At 66.5% G+C, this 21412-nt stretch carries 20 protein-coding genes; 12 read left to right on the top strand and 8 right to left on the bottom strand.

All coding sequences use genetic code 11. The features are described 5' to 3' along the window. Positions 1-10: 10 nt before the first annotated feature. The gene (locus AC1DDA_RS14915; protein WP_476796332.1) at positions 11-241 is read left to right on the top strand and encodes a hypothetical protein; all 231 of its coding nucleotides are present in this window, start codon (positions 11-13) and stop codon (positions 239-241) included. A 323-nt stretch (positions 242-564) separates the two neighbouring features. On the opposite strand, the gene AC1DDA_RS14910 is transcribed toward AC1DDA_RS14915, so the two are convergent. Beyond that, positions 565-1233: a GntR family transcriptional regulator gene (locus AC1DDA_RS14910; RefSeq protein WP_476796331.1), complete on the bottom strand. Its 669-nt coding sequence runs from the start codon at positions 1231-1233 to the stop codon at positions 565-567. A gap of 320 nt (positions 1234-1553) precedes the next feature. Between AC1DDA_RS14910 and AC1DDA_RS14905 the strand changes: the two genes are divergently transcribed. The 10 genes from AC1DDA_RS14905 (at position 1554) to AC1DDA_RS14860 (ending at position 11319) form a co-directional block, all read left to right on the top strand. After that, positions 1554-3086, top strand: coding sequence for an ABC transporter substrate-binding protein (locus AC1DDA_RS14905; protein WP_476796330.1), 1533 nt, complete (start codon positions 1554-1556; stop codon positions 3084-3086). Next, positions 3083-4039 carry an ABC transporter permease gene (locus AC1DDA_RS14900; RefSeq protein WP_476796329.1) on the top strand — a complete coding sequence of 319 codons (957 nt, stop codon included), beginning with the start codon at positions 3083-3085 and terminating at the stop codon, positions 4037-4039. The genes AC1DDA_RS14905 and AC1DDA_RS14900 overlap by 4 nt, the downstream gene beginning before the upstream one ends. Next, positions 4036-4854, top strand: coding sequence for an ABC transporter permease (locus AC1DDA_RS14895; RefSeq protein ID WP_476796328.1), 819 nt, complete (start codon positions 4036-4038; stop codon positions 4852-4854). Before AC1DDA_RS14900 ends, AC1DDA_RS14895 begins: the two co-directional genes overlap by 4 nt. 32 nt (positions 4855-4886) lie before the next feature. Beyond that, positions 4887-5711, top strand: a complete 825-nt coding sequence (locus AC1DDA_RS14890; protein ID WP_476796327.1) for a creatininase family protein — start codon at positions 4887-4889, stop codon at positions 5709-5711. A 73-nt stretch (positions 5712-5784) separates the two neighbouring features. Further along, entirely contained in the window at positions 5785-6840 is a 1056-nt protein-coding gene (locus AC1DDA_RS14885; RefSeq protein ID WP_476796326.1) for an extracellular solute-binding protein, read from the top strand. A 10-nt stretch (positions 6841-6850) separates the two neighbouring features. Next, positions 6851-7903, top strand: a complete 1053-nt coding sequence (locus AC1DDA_RS14880) for an ABC transporter ATP-binding protein (RefSeq protein ID WP_476796325.1) — start codon at positions 6851-6853, stop codon at positions 7901-7903. Beyond that, positions 7900-8742: an ABC transporter permease gene (locus AC1DDA_RS14875; protein WP_476796324.1), complete on the top strand. Its 843-nt coding sequence runs from the start codon at positions 7900-7902 to the stop codon at positions 8740-8742. Before AC1DDA_RS14880 ends, AC1DDA_RS14875 begins: the two co-directional genes overlap by 4 nt. Further along, the gene (locus AC1DDA_RS14870; RefSeq protein ID WP_476796323.1) at positions 8739-9527 is read left to right on the top strand and encodes an ABC transporter permease; all 789 of its coding nucleotides are present in this window, start codon (positions 8739-8741) and stop codon (positions 9525-9527) included. Before AC1DDA_RS14875 ends, AC1DDA_RS14870 begins: the two co-directional genes overlap by 4 nt. A gap of 9 nt (positions 9528-9536) precedes the next feature. Further along, a complete protein-coding gene (locus AC1DDA_RS14865; RefSeq protein ID WP_476796322.1) occupies positions 9537-10214 on the top strand; it encodes an RraA family protein in 678 nt (225 codons plus the stop codon). Between the two features lie 139 nt (positions 10215-10353). After that, positions 10354-11319, top strand: coding sequence for a 2-hydroxyacid dehydrogenase (locus AC1DDA_RS14860; RefSeq protein WP_476796321.1), 966 nt, complete (start codon positions 10354-10356; stop codon positions 11317-11319). A gap of 331 nt (positions 11320-11650) precedes the next feature. Here the strand turns inward: AC1DDA_RS14860 and AC1DDA_RS14855 are convergent, their stop codons facing one another. The 4 genes from AC1DDA_RS14855 to AC1DDA_RS14840 all read right to left on the bottom strand — a co-directional run bounded on the left by AC1DDA_RS14855 (position 11651) and on the right by AC1DDA_RS14840 (position 15747). Beyond that, complete coding sequence (locus AC1DDA_RS14855) at positions 11651-12433, bottom strand: amino acid ABC transporter ATP-binding protein (RefSeq protein WP_441509550.1); 783 nt, start codon at positions 12431-12433, stop codon at positions 11651-11653. Further along, complete coding sequence (locus tag AC1DDA_RS14850) at positions 12418-13086, bottom strand: amino acid ABC transporter permease (protein ID WP_441509549.1); 669 nt, start codon at positions 13084-13086, stop codon at positions 12418-12420. Before AC1DDA_RS14850 ends, AC1DDA_RS14855 begins: the two co-directional genes overlap by 16 nt. An 82-nt stretch (positions 13087-13168) precedes the next feature. Further along, positions 13169-13981: a transporter substrate-binding domain-containing protein gene (locus AC1DDA_RS14845; RefSeq protein ID WP_441509548.1), complete on the bottom strand. Its 813-nt coding sequence runs from the start codon at positions 13979-13981 to the stop codon at positions 13169-13171. A 65-nt stretch (positions 13982-14046) separates the two neighbouring features. Continuing rightward, the gene (locus AC1DDA_RS14840) at positions 14047-15747 is read right to left on the bottom strand and encodes a thiamine pyrophosphate-binding protein (protein WP_476796320.1); all 1701 of its coding nucleotides are present in this window, start codon (positions 15745-15747) and stop codon (positions 14047-14049) included. Between the two features lie 105 nt (positions 15748-15852). Between AC1DDA_RS14840 and AC1DDA_RS14835 the strand changes: the two genes are divergently transcribed. Further along, positions 15853-16608 (top strand): IclR family transcriptional regulator, encoded by a 756-nt coding sequence (locus tag AC1DDA_RS14835; protein ID WP_441509546.1) that lies wholly within the window; start codon positions 15853-15855, stop codon positions 16606-16608. A gap of 321 nt (positions 16609-16929) precedes the next feature. Here the strand turns inward: AC1DDA_RS14835 and AC1DDA_RS14830 are convergent, their stop codons facing one another. From AC1DDA_RS14830 to AC1DDA_RS14820, 3 genes are read right to left on the bottom strand one after another with little or no spacing between them, the layout of a single operon-like run. Then, on the bottom strand, positions 16930-18177 hold the full coding sequence (locus tag AC1DDA_RS14830; RefSeq protein ID WP_476796319.1) for an aminotransferase class III-fold pyridoxal phosphate-dependent enzyme: 1248 nt from the start codon (positions 18175-18177) through the stop codon (positions 16930-16932). Beyond that, on the bottom strand, positions 18178-20292 hold the full coding sequence (locus AC1DDA_RS14825; RefSeq protein ID WP_476796318.1) for an ABC transporter permease: 2115 nt from the start codon (positions 20290-20292) through the stop codon (positions 18178-18180). Continuing rightward, positions 20292-21407, bottom strand: a complete 1116-nt coding sequence (locus AC1DDA_RS14820) for an ABC transporter ATP-binding protein (RefSeq protein ID WP_476796317.1) — start codon at positions 21405-21407, stop codon at positions 20292-20294. The genes AC1DDA_RS14825 and AC1DDA_RS14820 overlap by 1 nt, the downstream gene beginning before the upstream one ends. Positions 21408-21412 lie beyond the last annotated feature (5 nt).

Here is a 21412-nt window from a genome sequence, read left to right as displayed (position 1 = left end):
TTGGGCATGCATGAGTACCGAAACCGTGCCCAATACGCCGTACGGGATCGTCCGCAACGGTCGGTACTTTTACGATAAGCGCGTGCCGGTGGCTGTGGTTGGCGCATTCATAGCCAAGTTCAAACGCAAGGCCGGGGCCATCCGGTTAGCCTGCGCAGGACGGATCGAAGGCAAACGCAGCGCTCGGCGGCGAAGCCTTGATCGCTATGAGGAGCCGTTCATGGAAGCGCTGTTCGGGTGACGCTGAACTGATCCTCGCCAACAAAGTTGGCGGCCGCAACCTATCCAAGCTCAGCTGGCTCGAACACCGGAAGCTTGTCGTCGACTTCTATCGCAACGTGCTGCGCACCGCCGCCATCAGCCCGCCTGTCGACATCGCAGACCGTGCAGAGTTGTTCGACGAATGGTCGGAAACGCTGGCTCGCATGAACGACGACCTCAATGAGCAAGGTAGCGAGCGGGTGCAGCGGACAGTCGGCCACATCTTGCTTTCGGCCGACTGCGGCGCGCGGCCCGGTCCCGGGCGATCCTCGCAGTTCCCAAGCCTGTGCCCCGGGAGCCGGCTCAATCCGGCAGGCGCGAGATCACGCCGACGATCGGGCGCAGATGCTGCTCCAGAATGGCGAGGGCCTTCTCCTCGTCCCATTCGGCGAGCGCCGCGAACAAGGCATGATGCTCCTTGCTGATGCGCGCGATGCGGCTGGGGTCGGTGTGGATCGCGGTCATCGCGACGCGTTGCTGGCGCGCGCCAAGCGACTGGTAGAGTTCTGAGAGTACGATATTGCCGACGGCCGCGACCATGACGAAATGGAACTGGCGGTTCAGCTCGACCCGGTTGAAATAGTCGTCCTGCGGCATGCGTTCGAGCTCGTCGAGAATGGCCTGCATGTCGGCAGGCAATGGAATTTCTTCCCGGCAGATGCGGCTGATCGCATGCCCTTCGATCATGCGCCGGGCTTCGTAGAGATCGAGCAATTCCTGGGCTGTGACTTGCCGGACGAGCGCGCCGCGGCGCGGAAGCAGGTCGATGAACCTCTCAGCTTCGAGCCGATGGAAGGCTTCGCGGACCGGCGTGCGCGAAACGCCGAGCGCCGAGGAGATTTCCTCCTCCTCGACAAAGGAACCGCCGGGGAAGCGCCCGCGCAGGATCTGCTCCCGCACATAGAGGTAAACCCGCTCGCGGGTCGGCTTGCTGCGCGCGGCAGCCGTTTCATCTTGCTCGATCATCGTCATCGTTGGTGCCCCCATTCTGCGCGGTATAGGGCAAGTCGGCAGTAGACAGCAAAAAATCCGCCACGTATACATGGCGCATCAAGAGCATGGACCGAGCGACAAAGCGCGCCGAAGCCACGCCGGGGAACCTTATGACCGTGCTGCCTCTCATGATGCTGCGAAGCCGGTTTCCGGATCGAGATTTCGGATTCGTCCGGCATGTCGGGAACGCTGGCGCGGCAATTGCTCGTACCAGAACGGTTCCGTCGCTCGTCCCCTTCCCAGGCCACGAGCCGGGATAGTCCGGCGGGCCATTGGACATAGCAGCAGAGGATCAGCCGATGACCATCTCTCGCCGTTCCGTCCTTGGTGGTGGCCTTGCCGCTCCACTCCTGGCTTCGCCCTTCCTGAGCCGTCCGGCGCGCGCGCAGCGCTCCTCCGGCATCATCCGCTACGGGCTCTCCGCCTTCCCGCCCAATCTGCAGCCATGGGTTTCGACCGGTGCATCGGCGGGCACTGTGAAGATGCTGACCCACCGCAGCCTCGTCTCTTATGATCCCAAGGGCGAATTGCGCGGCGAACTGGCTGAATCCTGGTCACGCGACGCGGATGGCGCCTGGGTCTTCAAGCTGCGCAAGGGCTGCGTCTTCCACAATGGCGAACCGGTCACGGCCGATGACGTGAAGTGGTCGATCGAGCAGATCGCCGGCGAGAAATCGACCGCCTATATGCGGTCGCAATTCCAGCTGGTCGAGCGGGTCGAGATTCCCGATCCGCAGACCGTTCGCCTTGTCACCAAGGGGCCGCAGGCGACGCTGCCGAGCTGGTTTGCCAACTACAACACGTTCGTCATCTGGCGAAAGTCGAGCCCGAACGAGCCGATCGGCGCTGGCCCCTATCGTCTCGTCGGGCAGGAGCGAGGCACTTCGCTTGAGCTCGCCGCCTTCGACAAGTTCTACAAGCCGGGCATTCCGAAGCTCAAAGGCATCAAGTTCGTCGTCTACGCCGATGAGAACCTGCGCAACGCGGCGCTGATCTCCGGCGATGTCGACATGATCGAGTATGTGCCCTGGCAGTCGATGGCGGCGGTCGAAGCCGATCCCCGGCTCAAGCTCGACAACCAGGAAGGGCCGTTCATGGACGTGCTGTTCAACGGCACGAAGCCGCCCTTCAACGACCCGCGCGTGCGCCGCGCCGTCGCCCATGCCGTGAAGCGCGAGGATATCGTCAAGGTCGCCTTCTTCGGCCGCGGCAAGCCGCTCGAGGGCTTGCCGATCGTCGAGGGGACGCCCTGGTACGACAAGGAGCTGGCGCATGGCTGGAACTACGATCCGGCGCGCGCCAAGGCCCTGCTGGCCGAGGCCGGCTTCGCCAACGGCTTCCAGACGACGCTGCTCGCCACGGCTCAGTTCGGCATGCACAAGGACACCGCCGAGATCGTCCAGCAGTACCTCGCCGCGATCGGGATCCAGGCGGAGCTGCAGCTGCCGGACTGGTCGACACGGGTGAGCCGCGGCTCGCGCGGGCAATACGACATGGCGATCCATGGCGTCTCCTCGGACAACAACGACCCCGATGGCCTGACCGTCGTGCTGGATACCTCGCTCTCGCCCTCGCATGGCCGCTCCTTCAAGGTGGATGCGCCGCGCACGATCGCTGCGCTCGCCGCGGGGCGTGCGGAATTCGATCAGGCCAAGCGCGTCGACATCTACAAGGAGATGCAGCGCGCCGCATTGGAGGAGGTGCCGCTGGTCGGCCTCGCCTGGCGGCAGCAGGGCTACGGGATGGACAAGAGCGTGCAGGGGTTCACCAACCTGCCCGGCGCGCTCTCCAACTCCTCAGGCAACATGCTCGAGGAGACCTATTTCGGATGAGCGCGGCCTGGCTCGGACGACGACTGATCCTGACCGTGCTGACGGCCTGGCTGGTGGCGACGATTGTCTTCCTGGCGCTCCATATGGTGCCGGGCGATCCGGCGGAGCTTCTGCTGTCGACCTCGGGCGCGATGCCCGATCCGGCTTCGGTCGCGGAACTGCGCGAGAAGCTCGGTCTCGATCGGCCACTGCTCGTGCAATACGGGAACTTCCTCGCGGGGCTGCTGCGCGGCGACCTCGGCAACTCCCTCGTCGACGACTATCCCGTCCTGCAGGAGATCGCGCTCAGGCTGCCGCGGACGTTGGAGCTGATCCTCGCCGGCACCGTCATCGCGATCACCTTCGGCGTGCCGGCGGGAATCTATGCGGCGGTCCATCGCGGCGGAACCTTCGACCGCGTCGCGTCCTGGATCACTGCGCTCCTTCTGGCCGTGCCCGTCTTCGTTGTCGGCACGCTGCTCGTCCTGCTGCTGGCGCAAACGCTCAGGCTGATGCCGGCTGGTGGCTATGTGGCCTTCTCGCAGGAGCCCGCGCAGCATCTCAAGCTCCTCGCCCTGCCGGCGATCGCCATCGCCAAGGGGCTTGCCGCCGTCCTGTTCCGGATGACGCGGGCGGCGACGCTCGATGCGCTCGCCCATGACTATGTCCGCACAGCCCGCGCCAAGGGCCTGTCGCCGCGTCGGGTCCTGGTCGTGCACGTGCTGCGCAACGCGCTGAACCCGGTCGTCACCGTGCTTGGTCTGCAGATGGGCACGCTGCTCGGGGGCACCGTGCTCGTCGAATACGTCTTCAACTGGCCGGGGCTGTCGACGCCGCTGCTGCGCGCGGTCGAGGGCCGCGACTACCCGATGGTCGTCGGCATCATCCTGACGATCTCGGTGCTTTTCCTGTTGATCAATCTCCTCGTCGAGCTGCTGCATGCGGCGATCGATCCGCGGGTCCAGGCGGCATGAGACGGCGTGGCCTGACAAAGCTGGCTCTGCCGGGGGGCTGCGTTGCCCTGATCCTCCTGATCGCGCTCGCCGCGCCGCTGCTGCCGCTGCCCGATCCGGTCCGTCAGGACGTCGCGAACCGGCTGGCGGGGCCCATGGCCGGATCCTGGCTCGGGCGCGACGAGTTCGGCCGCGACGTGCTCTCGCGGCTGATCTGGGGTGCGCGCACCAGCCTTTCCGTCGCCTTCGCCTCGGCGCTGGCCGCCGGGCTCGTCGGCGTCACGCTGGGGCTGATCGGCGGATGGGCAAGAAGCTGGGGCGCGTTCCTCACGGTGCGCAGTGTCGAGATCATCATGTGCTTCCCGCCGGTGCTGCTGGCGCTGCTGGTGGTGACGCTGCTCGGCCCGGGAGCCGCGACGCTGATCCTGGTGCTCTCGGTGCTCTACCTACCGGGTTTCGCCCGCGTGACCTATGCCGAGGTGCTGGCGGTGAAGGGGCGCGACTATGTCGAGGCGACGCGGGCGCTCGGCGCCAGCTCCACGCATCTGCTGTTCAAGACCGTGCTGCCCAATATCGCGGGGCCGTTGCTCGTGCAGTTCTCGCTCGCCGTCGCGGCCGCAGTGGTGATCGAGAGCGGCCTTTCGTTTCTCGGGCTCGGCGTCGTACCGCCAGCGCCGTCCTGGGGGCTGATGATCCGTGGGGCGCGCTCGACGATGGAGCAGGCTCCCCTGCTGCTGCTCTGGCCCTGCGCCGTGCTGACGCTGACCATCCTCGCGATGAACCTGCTCTGCGACGCGCTGCGCGACATCCTCGATCCGCGCACGGCGGAACGCTGAACACCAACCGAAATCAAGGGAAGGACCTCGCCATGGCCGCCAAGACCGAACCTCTCGTCCATATGGGCACCATCACCGGCGGGGAGGCGCGTGAGCTGCTCAAGTCCAACCCGGTGATCCTGCTGCCGATGGGCAGCCACGAGGACCAGGGGCCCCACGCCCCGATGGGTGATTATCTCCTCGCCGAGAAGATCGCGGAGCTCGCCGCGCTCCAGGCGAGCAAGGCCGGCGTGCGAACGCTTGTCGCGCCGGTGCTGCCCTATGGCGGCGCCGACTGGTTCGGGCCGATGATCGGCGGCATTGCGATCTCGCAGGCAACGCTGACGGCGGTGATCGCCGAGATGGTCGACTCGCTGCATCGCAACGGCCTGACCCGGATCATCGTCATCAACGGCCATGGCGGCAATGTCGGGCCGATCTCGGAGGTGGCGCGCGAACTCTACCAGCGCGAGCGCATCGTGCTGCCCAGCCTCTATCTCTGGCGGATCGCCTACGGCCTCCTGCCGGGCATCGTCGGCGCCGAGATGTCGGCCAAGGTCTCCGGCCATGGCGCAGATCCGCTGACCAGCCTCGGCCTGCATCTCTTCCCGGAACTGATGCGTCCTGACTTCGTGCCGGCCGGCAAGCCGCTGAAGCGCGATCCCGTGCTCGATCTGCCCTTCACCGGGCTCGGCACCGCCAGCTTTGAAGGGGCCGAGGTCGGCGTGCCGCACGAATACGACGAGGTCTATCATGACGGTGTCGGCAAGGGCGATCCGAAGCTGTGCTCGCCCGACACCGGAGCCAAGCTGGCCGAAAAACTGAGCGAGATCGTCTCCCGCTTCGTCGCTCATTTCGCCGCCAAGGTTCCGGCCTGAGCTGCGACACGCCCACCACCGCAGCACGCTGCTCCGGCGCCCGGCCGGAGCAACGCTCCAGCAGGAGGTTCTGATGATTACCCGCCGTCTCGTCGTTCAGTCCGGTCTCGCCACCATCGCCGCGCCTGCCATCCTGAGGGCGCAGACGCTCTCGGGGCAGATCACGTTGATGTCCTATTCCGGCATCTTTCAGGACAATTACACAAAGGCGGTGATCGAGCCGTTCCTGCAGGCGCATCCCGGCGTCAAGGTGAACTACGTGCCCGGCGGCACCTCGGCCCAGATGGTCGGCAGCGTGCGGGCGCAGAAGGCCGACCCGCAGACCGACGTCGCGATCATGGACGTCACCACCTCCAGCATCGGTAATATCGAAGGGCTGTTCGAGAAGCTGACGCCCGCCGAGTTCCCGGTGCTGAACGAGCTGTTGCCGGAGGCCCGCGCCGCCGGAGGCGAGTACGGCCCTGCCGTGACTTTCGACCATCTCGTCATCGTGCAGGACGCGGCGCTCAAGCCGCAGCTCGCCAAGCTCGCCGATCTCTGGCGGCCCGATCTCAAGGGCCAGATCGCGCTCGCCGCGCCGCCGAACATCCAGGGTCTCGCGCTGACGGCAATGGTCGAGAAGATGGAAGGCGGCGACTACCGCAAATCCATCGATGCCGCGATGAAGAAGCTCAAGGAACTCGCGCCTGGCGTGACCACCTTCGAGCCCAACCCCGACGGCTATTCGCTGATCCTCAACGGCGTGGCGAAGGTGGCGACAGGATGGAACGCCCGCGCTCAGCTCTATTCCGACCAGACCGGCGGCAAGATCAACGCCTTGCTCCCGCCGGAAGGCTCGGTCTTCCAGGTCAACACGATCAATCTGACTGCGGGCTCGAAGAACAGGGCGGCAGCCGCCGCCTTCTTGGCGCATGCATTGTCGCAAGCCGCGCAGAAGGCGTTCACCGAGCGGATGTTCTATGCGCCGGTCAACGGCAAGGCCGAGATCGATCCCAAGGCGTTGGCCCGCACGGCCGCCTCGCCGGAAAATCGCGCCCGGATGATCGGCGTCGACTGGAACGAGATCCTGAAGCTGCGCGACCAGTGGAACAATCGCTGGCGGCGCGAGGTCATCGCGGCGGCGCGCTGAACGGTTTGCGATGAGCTACCTTGAACTCTCCAGCCTGCAGAAGCGGTACGGCAACGCCGTGGCCGTGGACGATGTATCGCTGTCCATGGAGCGGGGCGAATCCGTCGCGCTGCTCGGCCCCTCCGGCTGCGGCAAGACGACGACGCTGCGCATGCTGGCCGGTCTCGTCGCGCCCGATCGGGGCGCGATCTCTCTCGATGGCACCGAGATCACTCGACTGCCGCCGCACCGGCGCAACATGGGTTACGTCTTCCAGTCCTATGCGCTGTTTCCGCATCTGTCGGTGGCCCGCAACATCGCCTTCGGGCTGGAGGAGCGGGGCGTAGCCCAGCGGGAGATCACCAGGCGCATCGAGGAGGCGCTGGCGCTCGTCAGACTGGCCGGGCTCGGCCTGCGCCGCCCCAAGGAGCTTTCGGGCGGCCAGCAGCAGCGTGTCGCGCTGGCGCGGGCGCTTGTGATCCAGCCTTCCCTCCTCCTGCTCGACGAATCCCTCTCCAATCTCGATGCCAAGCTGCGCGATGCGATGCGGCACGAGATCCGCTCGATCCAGCGCTCGCTCGGCATTACCGCGCTGTTCGTCACGCATGATCAGGTCGAGGCGCTAACGATGTGCGACCGCATCGCCGTGATGCATCGCGGCCGGATCGCGCAGATCGGCAGCGCCGAGGACATCTACGAGCGACCTGCGACCCGCTTCGTCGCGGAATTCGTCGGGCGGGCGAACGTGCTGCCGCTGGCGCGCGATGGGCAGGGCCGGGCGACCGTGTGGGGGCAATCCCTGCCCGTGGACGCTGCCGCGGATTCCGATCTCTTCGTCAGGCCGCAGCGCATGCGGATCGTGCCGGTTTCCGAACCGGCCGGCGGCGATACGGCGCGCCTGACCGGCCGAGTGCTGCGCAGCGTCTATGTCGGCGACCACGTCGAGGTACTGGTCGAGGACGGCGGCCATGGACAACTCACCGTCGAGATGCCGTCGGGAACTGCGGTTCCCGCAGAGGGCGCCGAGGTGGCGGTCGTCTGGCCGCGCAGCGAGAGCCGCATCTTCGCACGCGAGGCGTCATGACCGCCTCGCAACGCCTGCCGCTGCTCCTGATCCCGGCGGCGCTGTTCCTGCTCGTCATCTATGTCTGGCCATCGCTCGGGCTGTTCCGCAACGCCTTCAACGAGGTCGGGCCGACCGGCGCGATGGTGGAGGCCTGGTCGCTGGAGACCTGGCGCGCCACGCTGCATGACGGCTTCACCTTCGAACTGACGCTGAATTCGCTCTGGCTATCGGCGGTGTCGACGCTGATCGCGTTGTGCCTCGCCTATCCCGTTTCGCTCTTCCTGTTCCGCACCGATTCCCGCTTTCGCGGCCTGCTGGCGGTGGTCGCGATCATGCCGATGCTGGTTTCGGGCGTGGTGCGCGTCTTCGGCTGGCTCGCCATTCTCGGCGATCGCGGGCTCGTCAACACGACCCTGCAGTCTCTTGGCCTGATTTCGGCGCCGCTGAAGCTCGTCTTCAACTGGACCGGCGTCACCATCGGCCTCGCTGAGAGCATCATGCCCTATATGATCCTGGCGCTGCTCGCCGGTTTCGGCCGGCTCGACCGCACGCTGGAGGAAGCCGCGCGCTCGCTCGGCGCCTCGCCGTTCCGGACCTTCTGGCGCGTCACCTTGCCACTCAGCCTGCCGGCCATCGCGCTCGCGGCGGGCTTGGGCTTCGTGCTGTCGATGTCGGCCTATATCACGCCCAAGCTCCTGGGTGGCGGGCGCGTCTTCGTGCTGGCGACCGAGATCTTCGAGCAGGCGACGACCAACACCAACTGGCCGGTCGCGGCGGTGCTGGCGATCTACACACTCGTGCTGCTGCTCGCCCTGCTCGTGGTCTCCAACCTGGTGGCGCGGAGGCTGCAGCGATGACCGGGGCAGGGCGCGTTCTCTCCGGCTTTGCGGCGCTGGTCTATGTGCTGATCCTGTCGCCGATCGTCGTGGTGGTAATGTTGTCCTTCTCGGCGGACAACTTCATCCTGTTCCCGCCCTCCGGCTATTCGCTGCGCTGGTTTCAGCAGCTCGCCGGCAACGGGCCGTTGCTTGCGGCGCTCTGGCTCAGCGTGCGGATCGCCGCGGTGGTGTCCCTGCTCTCGCTCGCAATTGGTGTGCCGGCGGCGCTCGCCCTCGCGAAAGGGCGCTTTGCCGGAAAGGATGCGCTGAACGGCTTTTTCCTGGCGCYGCTCTTGCTGCCGACGCTGATCACGGGTCTGGCACTCCTGCTGTTCTTCTCGCCTCTCAAGCTGACGGCGACGCTGCCAGGCCTCGTGCTCGGTCACATGACGGTGACGGTGCCTTTCGTCATTCGGATGATGACGACGGCGCTCGCGAACCTGCCGGATGATATCGAGGCGGCTGCGGCGACGCTTGGAGCTTCGCCCTGGCGCGTCGTTCGCCGGGTGACGCTGCCGCTGGCAACGCCCGGCCTCATCGCCTGCGCTTGCCTGTCCTTCCTGCTGTCCTTCGACGAGACCGTGATCTCGCTTTTCATCGCCGGCCCGCGCGCCTCGACGCTACCGGTCGAGATGGTCCGCTATGTCGAAGGCCGCACAGATCCGCTCATCGCGGCGCTGTCAGTTGTTCTGATCGTTGCCACGCTCGCCGTCGTCCTCGTGGTCGAGCGCCTCGTCGGCGTCGCCCGTGCCGTAGGGAAATAGGAGACTCTCATGCCTGATTACCGCATCGAAGCCATGCCCGAGCAGTTGCCGGCCGCACTGGTCGAGAAGCTGCAGAAGGTCGAGACCGCGACCATCGGCCATTCCCAGCACTGGGGTTTCATGGATCGCGGCATCCAGCCGCTGTTACGCGGCAAGCGCATCGCCGCGGCGGCCGTGACGCTGGCGATCCCCGGGCAAGATTCGACCCTGCTGCATCACGCGCTCGGCCTGCTTCGCCCTGGCGATATCCTTGTTGTCGATCGGCTCGGCGACGACAAGCATGCCTGCTGGGGCGGCGGCGTCACCGTCGCGGCCAAGGCTGCCGGCGCGGTCGGCGGCATCGTCGATGGCCCCTGCACCGATCTCGCCGAGATTGAGGATTCCGATTTCCCGATGTGGTGCCGCGGCATGTCGCCGATCACCACGCGGCTCTACAATCTCGGCGGCACGCTCAACCTGCCGATCTCCTGCGGCAATGTCTCGGTCAAGGCCGGCGACGTCATCCTTGCCGACGAATCCGGCGTGCTGGTGCTGCCGCGGGCCGAGGCGGAGGCGATTGCCGACGCCGCCATCGCCCGGCAGGAGCGCGGTGAACGCAATCAGGAGCGCGTGAAGGCCGGCGAGAAGCTCGGAGACATCTCCGGCGCGACCAAGATGGTCCTCGACGCGCTGGCACAGAAGGACTGATGTCCGGCGCGGAAGCGCGCCGATATCTGCCTTCGTGCTCCACCTCCGCCGTTCCGGGGTAGGGCCAGCGATTGGGGCCCTGAACTCGCCGACCGCATCTCCTTGCATCCCTGACTTGAGTATTCGACTGGACCTTTCCATGCCCGAGACCATCGTCCTCCTCGACATGACCAGCCCCGAGCGGGCCGACCGGCTTCGCGCGCTGCTGCCTGATGGCTTCGTGCTGACGCATGGGACCGCGCGCGGCGACGAGCACATGAAGGAGATCATCGCCGAGGCCGATTACGCGATCTCCGGGCAGGTCGGCGTCTCCGCCGATGTGCTGCGGGCGGCGAAGAAGCTGAAGCTGCTGCACAAATGGGGCGTCGGCTACGACAACATCGACATCGCCGCAGCCAAGGAGCTCGGCATCAGGGTCGCGCGTACGACCGGCTCCAACGCGGTGCCCGTCGCCGAATTCGCGCTCGGCCTCACGCTCTCGGCACTGCGCTTCATCGCCTATGGCAATGCCGAGCTGAAGCAGGGGCATTGGGCCACCGGCAAGCTGCCGGGCGACACCTTCATGCTGTCGGGCAAGACGGTCGGCATCATCGGCTTCGGCGCGATCGGCCAGAGCCTGGCGAAGCTGCTCAAGGGCTTTGGCTGCACCATCCTCTACAGCAAGCGCCAGCCGCTCGATGCCGCCGAAGAAGCAGCGCTGGGCGTAAAGCATGCGTCGCTGCCGGAGATACTGGCGCAGGCGGACGTCGTCTCGCTGCATTGCCCGCTGACGCCGGAGACGACCAATCTGATCGATGCGGCGGCGCTGCGGGCGATGAAGCGGACGGCGGTGCTGATCAATGTCGCGCGCGGCGGCGTCGTCAACGAGGCCGATCTGGTCGCGGCGCTGAAGGCGAAGGAGATCGCCGGCGCGGCCATGGATGTGTTCTCGGTCGAGCCGCTGCCGGCCGATAGCGAATTGCTGACGCTCGACAATCTCGTGGTGACGCCGCATCTCGCCGCGATGGCCGCCGATAATTTCGAGCCGACGGTCAAGCGCATGTTCGACAACATGGCACGCGTCTCCCGCGGCGAACCCGTGCCGGAGCGCGATCTGGTGGTGTGAAGCCGGCCGCTATCTGTTCGTCGAACGACCTGTCGTTCGTCCAGCAATGACGGCGGCAGGAAGGTTGCCGCCCCGGATTGGGGCGCACCTTGCCCCTGATGTGCGGGATGTGAACGCCCGCTTGCTGGCCGTGACCCAATGTCCAGTGATGGCGCGTGCTTCGCATCCTCGGGCCCGCTTCGTCATGCTCCTTGGCCACGCTAGCCAGCCGTTTGTGGCAGCGGAGCCTAGCGAAGCCCGAGGTCACGCTGCACCACGAGCAGACCTCGGCTTTTCGCCAGGAAGCGGAGGTTCCGGCGGTGAGGTTGTCCCCCGCACCGGCTCACCGTGGCTAGTCGTTGACGATCGCTCGCAGGAAGCGGCGGGTGCGTTCCTGGCTCGGATTGGCGAAGAAGCTGCGGGCCGGCGCCTCCTCGACGATCTCGCCGGCGTCGAGCAGCATGGCGCGGCTGGCGACGCTCTTGGCGAAGCCGATCTCGTGCGTGACCACGACCATGGTCATGCCGTGATCATGATGGACCTGGCGGATCACCTGCAGCACCTCCTCGCGCATCTCCGGGTCGAGCGCCGAGGTCGGTTCGTCGAACAGCATCAGCGTCGGCTTCATTGCCAGCGCACGAGCGATCGCGACGCGCTGGCGCTGGCCGCCGGAAAGCTGGAACGGGTAGGAGGCGGCCTTGTCGGCCATCCCCACGCGCTCGAGGAGCCGGCGGCCCTCGTCACTGGCGTCACGTGCCGATCGGCCCAGGATCTTCATCGGCGCGATCGTGATGTTCTGCAGCGCCGTCATATGCGGGAACAGGTTGAAATTCTGGAAGACGAAGCCGGTCGACAGCCGAATCTTCTGGAGCTCGTCGGACGATGCGGTCGCGACGTTGCGGCCGCTGACCGTGATGGTGCCGGCATTGATCGTCTCCAGCCCGTTGATGCAGCGCAGCAGCGTGCTCTTGCCACAACCGCTCGGCCCGCACAGAACCAGCACCTCGCCCTCGGCGACATCGAGCGAGATCCCGTTGAGGACCTTCACCTCGCCATAGGATTTATGGACGTCCTGGATGCGAATGAAGTCACGCGCGGCAGGCATGGCGGTGGCCGCCCTCAGATCGGTTGCCATTTCTGCAGCCTTTCGATCATGCGCATCAGGATGGTGTAGCCCCAGATCAGCGCGACATAGAGCAGCGCCGCGCCGGTGTAGAATTCGAGTGGGCGGAAGAATTGAACCGTCAGTTCCTGCGCGCGGAACATCACCTCGGGCACCGCGATCAGCACGGTCACGGTCACGTTCTTGATCACGGTGATGTGGACGTTGGTCAGCGATGGCAAGGTGGCGAAGAAGGCCTGCGGCAGGGTGATGTAGCGCATCACCTTCCAGCGGGAGAAGCCGAGCGACTGCGCCGCCTGCACCTGCGTCTGCGGGATCGCCTCGAGCCCGCCGCGGAAGGCCTCGCAGGCCAGGGCGGCTCCGTTCAGCGAGAGCGCGATGATCGAGCTCATCGTCGGCGAGAGCGAGGCGCCGGTCAGGATCGGCAGCACGTAGTGGATCCAGATCAGCAGCACCACCACGGGCAATGTGCGGAACAGGTCGACGAAGACGATCGAGACACCGCGCACCGCTCTGCTGCGCGACATGCTCATCGCAGCCAAGGCGATGCCGAGCACGGTCGAAAACAGGATGGCCGGAAAGCTCGTCCACCAGGCATGCCAGAGGCCCCAGGCGAGATACGGCCCATAGTCGGTGAGAACACCGAATTGGAAGGTATAGTTCATGTGCGGACCTGAACGCGCGATGCAGACGAAATGAGAGCGCGATGCGCGGCGGAGCGGCCGCGCATCGCCGGGCCGCCTTGGCTCAGCGCGGCCCGGTGGCGAGCTCGGGCGGCAGGTTCCACTTCTCGGCGAGGCTGCGGTACCAGCCGCGCAACTGCATCGCCCGGACATAGGTGTTGAGGAACACCACGAGGTCGAGGTCGGCGTAGCGAACCGCGTGGTTCATGCTCGTCCATTCGGTCTTGTCGGCCGCAAACCTGACGTTGCGCAGCTCGGTCGGGCGCTCCTCGGCCCGCAGCGCATTCGAGACGGAATCGCCGATATAGGCGGTCGAACGTCCCTGCATGACCTCGAGAACCGCGGCAGCCGTATCGGAGAGCGGGGTCACCTTGGCGTTCTTGAAGCTTCGCTGCGCGAATTGCTGTGCCGCGGTTCCGCTGACCACCGAGACGGTGTTGCCCGGCTTGTCGAGGTCCTCGAAGCGCTGAATGGGGCTGTCGGCGCGCACCATCGCAGTCGAGGACAGGTAGCCGATCGGGTCGGTGAAGGCGACGGCGGTGGCGCGCTCGGGAGTGGCGCCGAGCCCGCTCATCACTACGTCCCATTGCCCGGCCTGGAGCCCGGCGACCAGCCCACTCCACGTGGTGTTGACGAGCTGGACCTTGATCCCGGTCATCTGCTCGAAGTTGCGAATATCGTCGGCGATGAAGCCCTCGTATTCGTTGGTTTTCGGATTGAGCAGGACGAAGCGGTTCCAGGGCGCGACGCCCACGACCATCTTCTTATCCTTCATGATCCGGTCGAGCGTCGGTCCCGCCTCGGCGGTGGAAGCCGCCAGGCTCGCGACCGCCGCAAGGGCGACCGCCATCGTCATGGCTGCGATGCGTTTCAACATGCTGTTCCCCTCCCTGATTGGGGCTGTCTCTCCGGCAGCCCCTTCGATCGTTGGTGAGCGCGGTGTCAGTGAACGGCGTCCTCGGCGAGGATGGTCTCGAAGCCGACGATCGGCGCGGTGGCGTCCGGGTCGATCACGACATCGAGGATGTAAGGCCCCTTCGCCGCTTGCCCGCGCGCCAGCCCGGCGGAGATTCCGGCCGGATCGGTGATGCGCTCGCCCTGGCATTTCAGCGCGCGGCCGAGTTCGCCGAAGTCGATGTCGAGGAAGTCGCATTCGAGATAGCGACCCATCACCTTCTGCTCCCAGTGCCGCTGGAAGCCGAGTGTGCCGTTGTTGAACACGACGACTACGACCTCGACGCCGTAGCGCGCGGCAGTCTCAAGCTCGTTGAAGACGTAGCCGAAGGCGCCGTCCCCGGTGACGCAGACGACCTTGAGCGAGGGATCGCCCATCTTGGCGCCGATCGCCGCCGGCAGGCTCCAGCCGATGCCGCCGGTGCCGCGTGGCGACAGGATGAAGCGGCCGGCGCGGGGCACGTCGATATGGCTCATCGCCCAGCCGGTGACATAGCTCGCATCGGTGACGACCAGGGTCTTCTCATCCGCTTGGGTCGAGATTTCGGCCAGCAGCCTCTCGGGCCGGATCGGAATCTGGTCGGATTCGGCGACGGGGCGGAACTCGTCGCGCCAGTCGCGCGTCAGGGCATGGAGCCGCGCGCGGTTGGCGGCGTCGGTTCGTGCCAGGCCCTGCTCGGCACAATGGGCCAGGAGGTCGCGGAGCGTGTCGCGCACGTCGCCGACCATGGCGACATCGGTGGCGAAGTTGCGGCCGATCTCGGCCGGGTCGATGTCGAGATGGACCAGCTTGGTGCCCGGCTTCGGCAGCGACCAGTCGCTGTAGCAGATCTGCCCGGTGCGCGAGCCCAGCACGAAGACGACATCCGCCTCGGCGAACAGCGTGTTCGAGATGCGGCCGCGGCCATAGCGCCCTCCGGTGGTCGAACCGAGCGGGCCTGCTGCCAGGGGGTGGGAATCCGGGATGGCGCCGCGACCCGTCATCGTGGTCGCGACGGGCATGTCGAACAGCTCCGCCAGGATGCGGATTTCCTCCTCGGCGCCCGAGATGATCGAGCCGCCGCCGGCGATCAGCAGCGGCCGGCGGGCTGCCGCCAGCAACCGGGCGGCGCCGGCGATCGACTCCCGGCTCGCCCGCACGCGATTGGCCGGGAAATGGGCATAGGTCGGATCCGCCCAGGTTTCGGCCTCGGCTTCGGCCGCCATCACATCGCCCGGGCAGAGAAGCACGACCGGGCCGGGCCGCCCCGTCGTCGCGATCCGGAAAGCCTTCCGCACTGCATCGCCGGCCTGCTCCGCCATGTCTATGCGGATGACCTCCTTGACGTAAGGGTTGAGCGCCGTGGCGTGATCGAGCGCGCTGCTGGCATGCTTGTTCTTCAGCCGTAGCGCGTGGTCCTGCACCAACGCGATCACCGGCACGGAGGAACGCTGTGCCTCCAGCAGGCCGGTGATCAGATTGGTCGCGCCCGGCCCGAAGGTCGCCGCGCAGACGCCGGGGCGGCCGGTCACCTGAGCATAGCCATGAGCCATGATCGCGGCGTGCTTCTCGTCGCGCACCGTCACGATGCGGGTGAACGACCGATCGACCGCGTGGAAGACATGGATCGGGTCCTCCATCCCGAACAAGCACTTCACGCCGTGGCTCTTCAGGGTCGCGTAGAGCAGCGCGCCGCCGGTTCCTCGCATCGTCTTCTCCCGTTGACGTTTTCGTTGTGTTGCGTATTATGCAACGTGTTGTTTATTTATGGTGGCGGCGCTTTGCCGCCGCGTCAAGCCGCAATGTGAGGTCAGGTGAAATCGATCGAGAAGGCCGTCAGCGCGTTGCAACTCATGGTTGAATCAGGTGGCGAACTGCGGGTCGGCGATGTCAGTCGTCATCTCAAGGTCAACCGCAGCACGGCCTCGCGCCTGCTGGCTTCCCTGGCAGGCGGCGGCTTGATCGAGCAGGACGCTCTAACCCAGCGTTACGGCGCAGGAATTCTCGCTGTGCAGCTCGCTGCCGGCTTCCATCGCAAGTTCGACATTGTCGAGCAGGCGCAGAAGGAGATGGAGGCGCTCGCCCGCGAGACGCAGCACACGGTCTGGTTGGGGGTGCTCTCCGGAGCCGAGGTCGTCGTGCTCAAGACGGTGCGCGGTTCGCAGCCGATTCAGTTCGCCGTCGAGCCTGGACACCGGCTGCCGGCACACGCCGCGGCAATGGGTAAGGCGCTGCTCTCGCTCAAGCCCGATGCAGAGATACGCGGCTTGTTCGAAGACTCCCTGGCTGCGACCACCAGGCAGACGCTCCACTCGGTCGACGAATTGCTCCGTGAGCTGGCCCTGACGCGGCTGCGTGGCTACGCCATCTCCGATCAGGAACTCTTCGACGGCGTCAAGGCGATCTCGATCGCTCTCACGGAGAAGCACAAGGGCACGTCGATCGCCGTCAGCGTCTCCTATCCGCTCTTCGCCCTGTCTGAGGGCAACGATCAGACGATAATCGATGCGCTGCTTGCTTTCGGCCGCCATTTCGGCGCCCGCATTGGTGATGCCCGGTGGACACGCTAAGTTACCGATCCGCGAGAAACCTCACAGTTTGAAACGCTGATATCGAGGCATTGGCTGGAGAAGGCCACGTGCGACGGTGGCCATCTGCTCGGCGCCTCGGGCTTCTGGCGCGCGACGGCCGGAAAGGCGCTATCGAGCCCGCAAGGCGTGACGAGCGCCATCATATGTCCTTCCTCGCCGCCGGCATTCTGGAGCCGGGCGGATGTCGCGCCGGTAGCGGTCCAGCCCTCGGGCGCTCTCCAACCGAACGGCGACGATGCGACCGGCTCTCCGCCCGTGGGTCTGCCGAAGCCATGGTCGATTGCGAACGCGCGTCTGGGCCTAGCGTTGGAGCGCCTGGGCCAGCTTCCGGACCTGTTCGAATATCAGATCGAGTTCGGCGTCGCTCACGGTCATGGGCAAGGAAAACCCGATGCTGGAGTCGCCCTTGGAGGTGGTCGAGAGACCGGCTTCCATGCAGGCCCGCACGAGGTCGGCCGCAAAGCCGGGGCCCGGTCCCAGACCGCACATCTCAGCGTCGAATTCGAGCGCAAGCAGCAGGCCGGCGCCCCGAACGCCGCGGATGGCCGGCCACGCGCGGGCGAGTTCGGCGACCCGCGATCTGATCCGCTGCTCCAGCAGAGCGGCCCGCTCGACCAGCTGATCGCGTTCGATGATCTCGATCGCCGTCAGGGCGGCGAGCGTCGTCAGCGGATTCTTCTCATGAGTGTAGTGGCCAAGGTCGAGCTCCGGAGCGATATCGAGCCTTGCATCCGCGATCACGGCGGCGATCGGCAGCACGCCGCCACCGAGCGCCTTGCCGAGCACGACCGCGTCGGGCACGGCGCCGACATGCTCGAAGGCGAAGAAGCGCCCGGTCTTGCCGAGCCCCGAAGGGATCTCGTCGAAGATCAGAAGGGTGCCGTGCCGGTCACAAAGATCGCGAACCTCGGCCCAGAGCCCATCCGGGGGCATGTGGCAGTTCGAGCGGATCGGCTCAGCCACGACCGCGGCGATGCCTGTCTCCGACTGCGCGAAGGCGGCGCGCATCTCCGCGAGCATGCGCTGGGCTCCGTCGGGCGCCCAGTAAGGCGTGACATGCCGGCGCCCAGGCAAAAATGGGCCGAGACGCGGATCGGGTGCGGCCTTGGACAGGCCGAAGCTGCCGAAGCCGTGGCCGTGATACGAGCCTTCGAGCGAGATCGTTTCATGGCGGGCGGTCGCGACGCGCGCCAATTTCAAGGCGATCTCGATCGCGTCCGAGCCGCCGGTGGCGAAGAGGACTTTGGCGGGCGCTCCGGGCCAGCGCGCGAGCAGCTTCTCGGCGAGCGCAACGGCAKGTTCGTTGGTGTAGCGCCGCGGCGAGAAAGGCAGTGTGTCGAGCTGGCGCTTCAACGCAGCGATGATCTGCGGATGGCGATGCCCGAGATGATGGACGGTATTGCCATGCAGGTCGATGAAGCGCCGTCCGTCGACGTCCTCCAGCCAGATGCCCTGGGCAGCGCGCAGAGCCGAAAGACAAGGGCTCGATCCCTCCTGATGAAAGAAAGCGGCAGCATCGCGCGAAACGAGATCGGGGGGCATCGGCATCTACCGGGAGATCGCTGAAGGGAGGCCGGGCAGAGCCGAAGGCGGCCGGCGGTGCCTTGCGGTCTCCCGACGGCGCTCGATCAGCCGCGCCAGAGCGATGGCCGCGAGCGCGAAGGCGAGCAGGACGAGGCTCTTGGCGGCGGCATAGCCGTATTCGCCGGAATTGGCGTGGTTGAAGATCGCGACCGAGGCGAGCTTGTGGTTGCCCGAGACCAGGAAGATCACCGAGGAGAGGGTCGTCAACGCGTCGATGAAGACATAGAGGGTCCCGAGCAGCAGGGCCGGCAGCAGGATCGGCAGGGTTACGCTCACGAAGCGCGAGATGAGCCCGGCGCCGAGGCTCTCGGCGGCCTCGTCGATCGAGCTGTCGACGCGCTGCAGCGCGGCGCGCGCGGCGAGCGCGCCGACGAAGATGTTCGAAAACAGGATGTTGACGACCAGGATCGCCGAAGTTCCGGTCAACGACAGGGCGGGAATGCCGAAGGGGACGTTGAAGGCGACGATGTAGCCGATGCCGAAGATGATGCCGGGCAGGATTGCCGGCACCAGCACCAGAAAGACGATGAGATTGGCGCCGGGCGGCCGCAGGCGCTCGACCACATAGGCGATCACCACGGCAAAAAGCCCGCCGATCGGGCCAGCGACGATGCCGATGCGCAGGCTCTCCCAGACGAGCCCGAGGCCGCGGTCCGAGCTGCCATAGCCGGCGCCGGCGAGGCCGATATTGACACCCTCAGCCGTGAAATAGCCGAGTGTCAGGCTCCAATCCGTGCCCCAGACTCGGGTCACCGCGCCGAGCGCCATGGTGCCGTAAACTGCGAAGATCAGGACCGCGACGGTTCCCGCAATGGCCGTCAGGCAGATACGCCAGGAGCGTGGCGCCGAGAGCTCCGAGCGCGCCGCGACGCTCGCGCTCGTGTAGCCCTTGCGCCGCCCCAGCAGTTCGAGGCCCAGATAGAGAAGAAGCGAGGGAATGATGAGCCAGACGCAGAGCGCCGCTGCCAGCGGCGTGTTCCGATAGGCGGTGATCTCGTCGTAGATGATGCCGGCGAGCACGGGCGTATCGCGGCCGAGGATCAGCGGGTTGCCGAAATCGGTGAGGCTCATGATGAAGACCAGCACGATCGCGCGCTTGGTCGCGGGCCACGCGAGCGGCAGCGTGACGTGCCGGAAGGTGGTGAAGTGGTCCGCGCCGAGGCTGGCGGCGGCGTCGTCGACCCGGCCGTCCTGCCGCCGCAGGATGTTGTCGAAGATGATCAGCGTCGCCGGCATGAAGGACAGCATCTGCGCCAGCACGACGCCGAGCAGGCCGTAGAGATTGGTCTCGTCGGCGTCGATCAGGCCTAGGCCTCGGTCGAACAGCGTATGCGTCACCAGCCCGCGTCGGCCGAAGAGCATCACCGTGGCGGTTGCGATCAGCACCGGCGGGGCGACCAGCGGCATTAGAAAGATGCCTCTCATCGTTGCCGGCCAAGGCACGCCGCCGCAATTGATGCCATAGGCGAGCGCGAAGGCGAGGGGCACCGTGAACATTACCGACAAGACGGCGAGTGACAGGCTGTTGAGCGCGGCGTTGCGCAGATAGGAATCCTGGAAGAGCTTGAGATAGTGGTCGAAACCCCGGCGCGCCTCGCTGCCGTTGCGCAACGTGTCGAAGCCTTGCTGATCGATCAGGTCCTTGACTTTGAAGGCGAGCGCGGTCCGCTTGTGCAGCATCACATGAGCGAGCGTCACGATCTGCGTCACCTGCTCGCGGTCTTGCGGTGGCAGGGCTGAGAGTGCGGTCTCCATGGCCCGCGCCTGATCCGAATAGGGCGCCTTGCGGTCCCATGACGGCGGGTGCCCGACGAGCTGGAAAGCCGCGGCGGTCGCCTCGACACGCTCGGCCTCCGTCGCGGTCTCGCCCCAGCGCTGGATCAGGGCAGCGCTCTCCTGCTCCGGCAGCCGGCTCAGCGCGTCGACCGTGACGGCCTTGAGCCGCACAGGGGACATCGGGCCGGAGATCACGAAGCTCTCGACCAGGACGGCGCCGATCGGCACGCCGATGAAGACGATCAGCAGCAGCGCGACGACGCCGCTGATGAGCGCGCGCGGCATTTGGCGCAGCAGTCGCATCACGCGCAGGTCCGGGCAGGAATCAGCGCCGCGCGTTGCGGGTCCGGCAGGAGCGCGACGGGCGCGCCGCGCGGACCGAAAGACTCGGCCTGGTGCGATGGGCAATCCGCGATGACCGTGCGCCCGGATTCGAGCGTCACGGTGAGGCGGACGACCGCCCCGAGAAAGGCCGCGCCGGCGACCCGCCCGGCAAGCCCCTCTCCCGCGCGGGAAACCACGATGTGCTCCGGCCGATAGACGGCCGTCACGCGCTCTCCCGGCCTTACATGCGCCGGGAGCGCGATCGGCCAGAACTCGCCATCGGCATCGATGCCGCGGCCCGCCGCATGGCCCTCGACCAGATTGGAGATGCCGACGAATTGCGCGACGAAGGCGGAGCAGGGCCGGTGGTAGATCTCGGTCGGCGCGCCGATCTGCGCGATGCGGCCGTTGCGCATGACGGCGACCCGGTCGGAGAGGGCGAGCGCCTCCTCCTGATCATGCGTCACATAGAGCGTGGTGATGCCGAGCCTGTCGATGATCATGCGCAGCTCGTTGCGCAGCTTGACCCGGATGCGCGCATCCAGCGCCGACATCGGCTCGTCGAGCAGCAACACCTCGGGATCGGAGGCGAGCGCGCGCGCTAGAGCGACGCGCTGCTGCTGGCCGCCGGACAACTGGTGCGGATAATGTGCGAGCAGCCGCTCCAACTCGACCAGGCGCGCGAGTTCGGAAACCCGATGCTCGCGCTCGGCTCGGCTGCGAGAAGCGATCGTGAGCGCGAAGCCGATATTCTCCGCGACCGTTTTCGTCGGAAACAATGCGTAGGACTGGAACACGAAGCCCATGCGTCGGCGCGCCGGCGCCAGCTCGGTTACATCCTGCCCGGAGCGGGTGACCTGCCCGCCATCCGGTCGGACGAAGCCGGCGATGATCCTGAGCAGGGTCGTCTTGCCGCAGCCGGAATCGCCGAGCAGCGTGACGAACTCGCCCTTGGCCAGAGCAAGTGTGACGCCGTCGACGGCGAGCATCGGGCCGCCATAGGATTTGACGATGTCGCGGACGGCCAGATGCGGCCGCCCCGTCGTCAGGGTCGGCCGCTCGGTGGCAACGGGCGGGGCCGTCAGTTCGATCACCGCTG

Source organism: Allobosea sp. 10N428, from assembly GCF_056394545.1.
Note: the sequence above shows the minus strand (reverse complement) of the source record. Positions and strands in the feature narration are given on the sequence as shown.

Coding starts and splice junctions, on each gene's coding strand:
- AC1DDA_RS14875 (WP_476796324.1), top strand. CDS start 7,900: ATGACCGCCTCGCAACGCCTGCCGCTGCTCCTGATCCCGGCGGCGCTG.
- AC1DDA_RS14825 (WP_476796318.1), bottom strand. CDS start 20,292: ATGCGACTGCTGCGCCAAATGCCGCGCGCGCTCATCAGCGGCGTCGTC.
- AC1DDA_RS14845 (WP_441509548.1), bottom strand. CDS start 13,981: ATGTTGAAACGCATCGCAGCCATGACGATGGCGGTCGCCCTTGCGGCG.
- AC1DDA_RS14885 (WP_476796326.1), top strand. CDS start 5,785: ATGATTACCCGCCGTCTCGTCGTTCAGTCCGGTCTCGCCACCATCGCC.
- AC1DDA_RS14890 (WP_476796327.1), top strand. CDS start 4,887: ATGGCCGCCAAGACCGAACCTCTCGTCCATATGGGCACCATCACCGGC.
- AC1DDA_RS14915 (WP_476796332.1), top strand. CDS start 11: ATGAGTACCGAAACCGTGCCCAATACGCCGTACGGGATCGTCCGCAAC.
- AC1DDA_RS14910 (WP_476796331.1), bottom strand. CDS start 1,233: ATGACGATGATCGAGCAAGATGAAACGGCTGCCGCGCGCAGCAAGCCG.
- AC1DDA_RS14860 (WP_476796321.1), top strand. CDS start 10,354: ATGCCCGAGACCATCGTCCTCCTCGACATGACCAGCCCCGAGCGGGCC.
- AC1DDA_RS14850 (WP_441509549.1), bottom strand. CDS start 13,086: ATGAACTATACCTTCCAATTCGGTGTTCTCACCGACTATGGGCCGTAT.
- AC1DDA_RS14855 (WP_441509550.1), bottom strand. CDS start 12,433: ATGGCAACCGATCTGAGGGCGGCCACCGCCATGCCTGCCGCGCGTGAC.
- AC1DDA_RS14905 (WP_476796330.1), top strand. CDS start 1,554: ATGACCATCTCTCGCCGTTCCGTCCTTGGTGGTGGCCTTGCCGCTCCA.
- AC1DDA_RS14900 (WP_476796329.1), top strand. CDS start 3,083: ATGAGCGCGGCCTGGCTCGGACGACGACTGATCCTGACCGTGCTGACG.
- AC1DDA_RS14865 (WP_476796322.1), top strand. CDS start 9,537: ATGCCTGATTACCGCATCGAAGCCATGCCCGAGCAGTTGCCGGCCGCA.
- AC1DDA_RS14880 (WP_476796325.1), top strand. CDS start 6,851: ATGAGCTACCTTGAACTCTCCAGCCTGCAGAAGCGGTACGGCAACGCC.
- AC1DDA_RS14895 (WP_476796328.1), top strand. CDS start 4,036: ATGAGACGGCGTGGCCTGACAAAGCTGGCTCTGCCGGGGGGCTGCGTT.
- AC1DDA_RS14840 (WP_476796320.1), bottom strand. CDS start 15,747: ATGCGAGGAACCGGCGGCGCGCTGCTCTACGCGACCCTGAAGAGCCAC.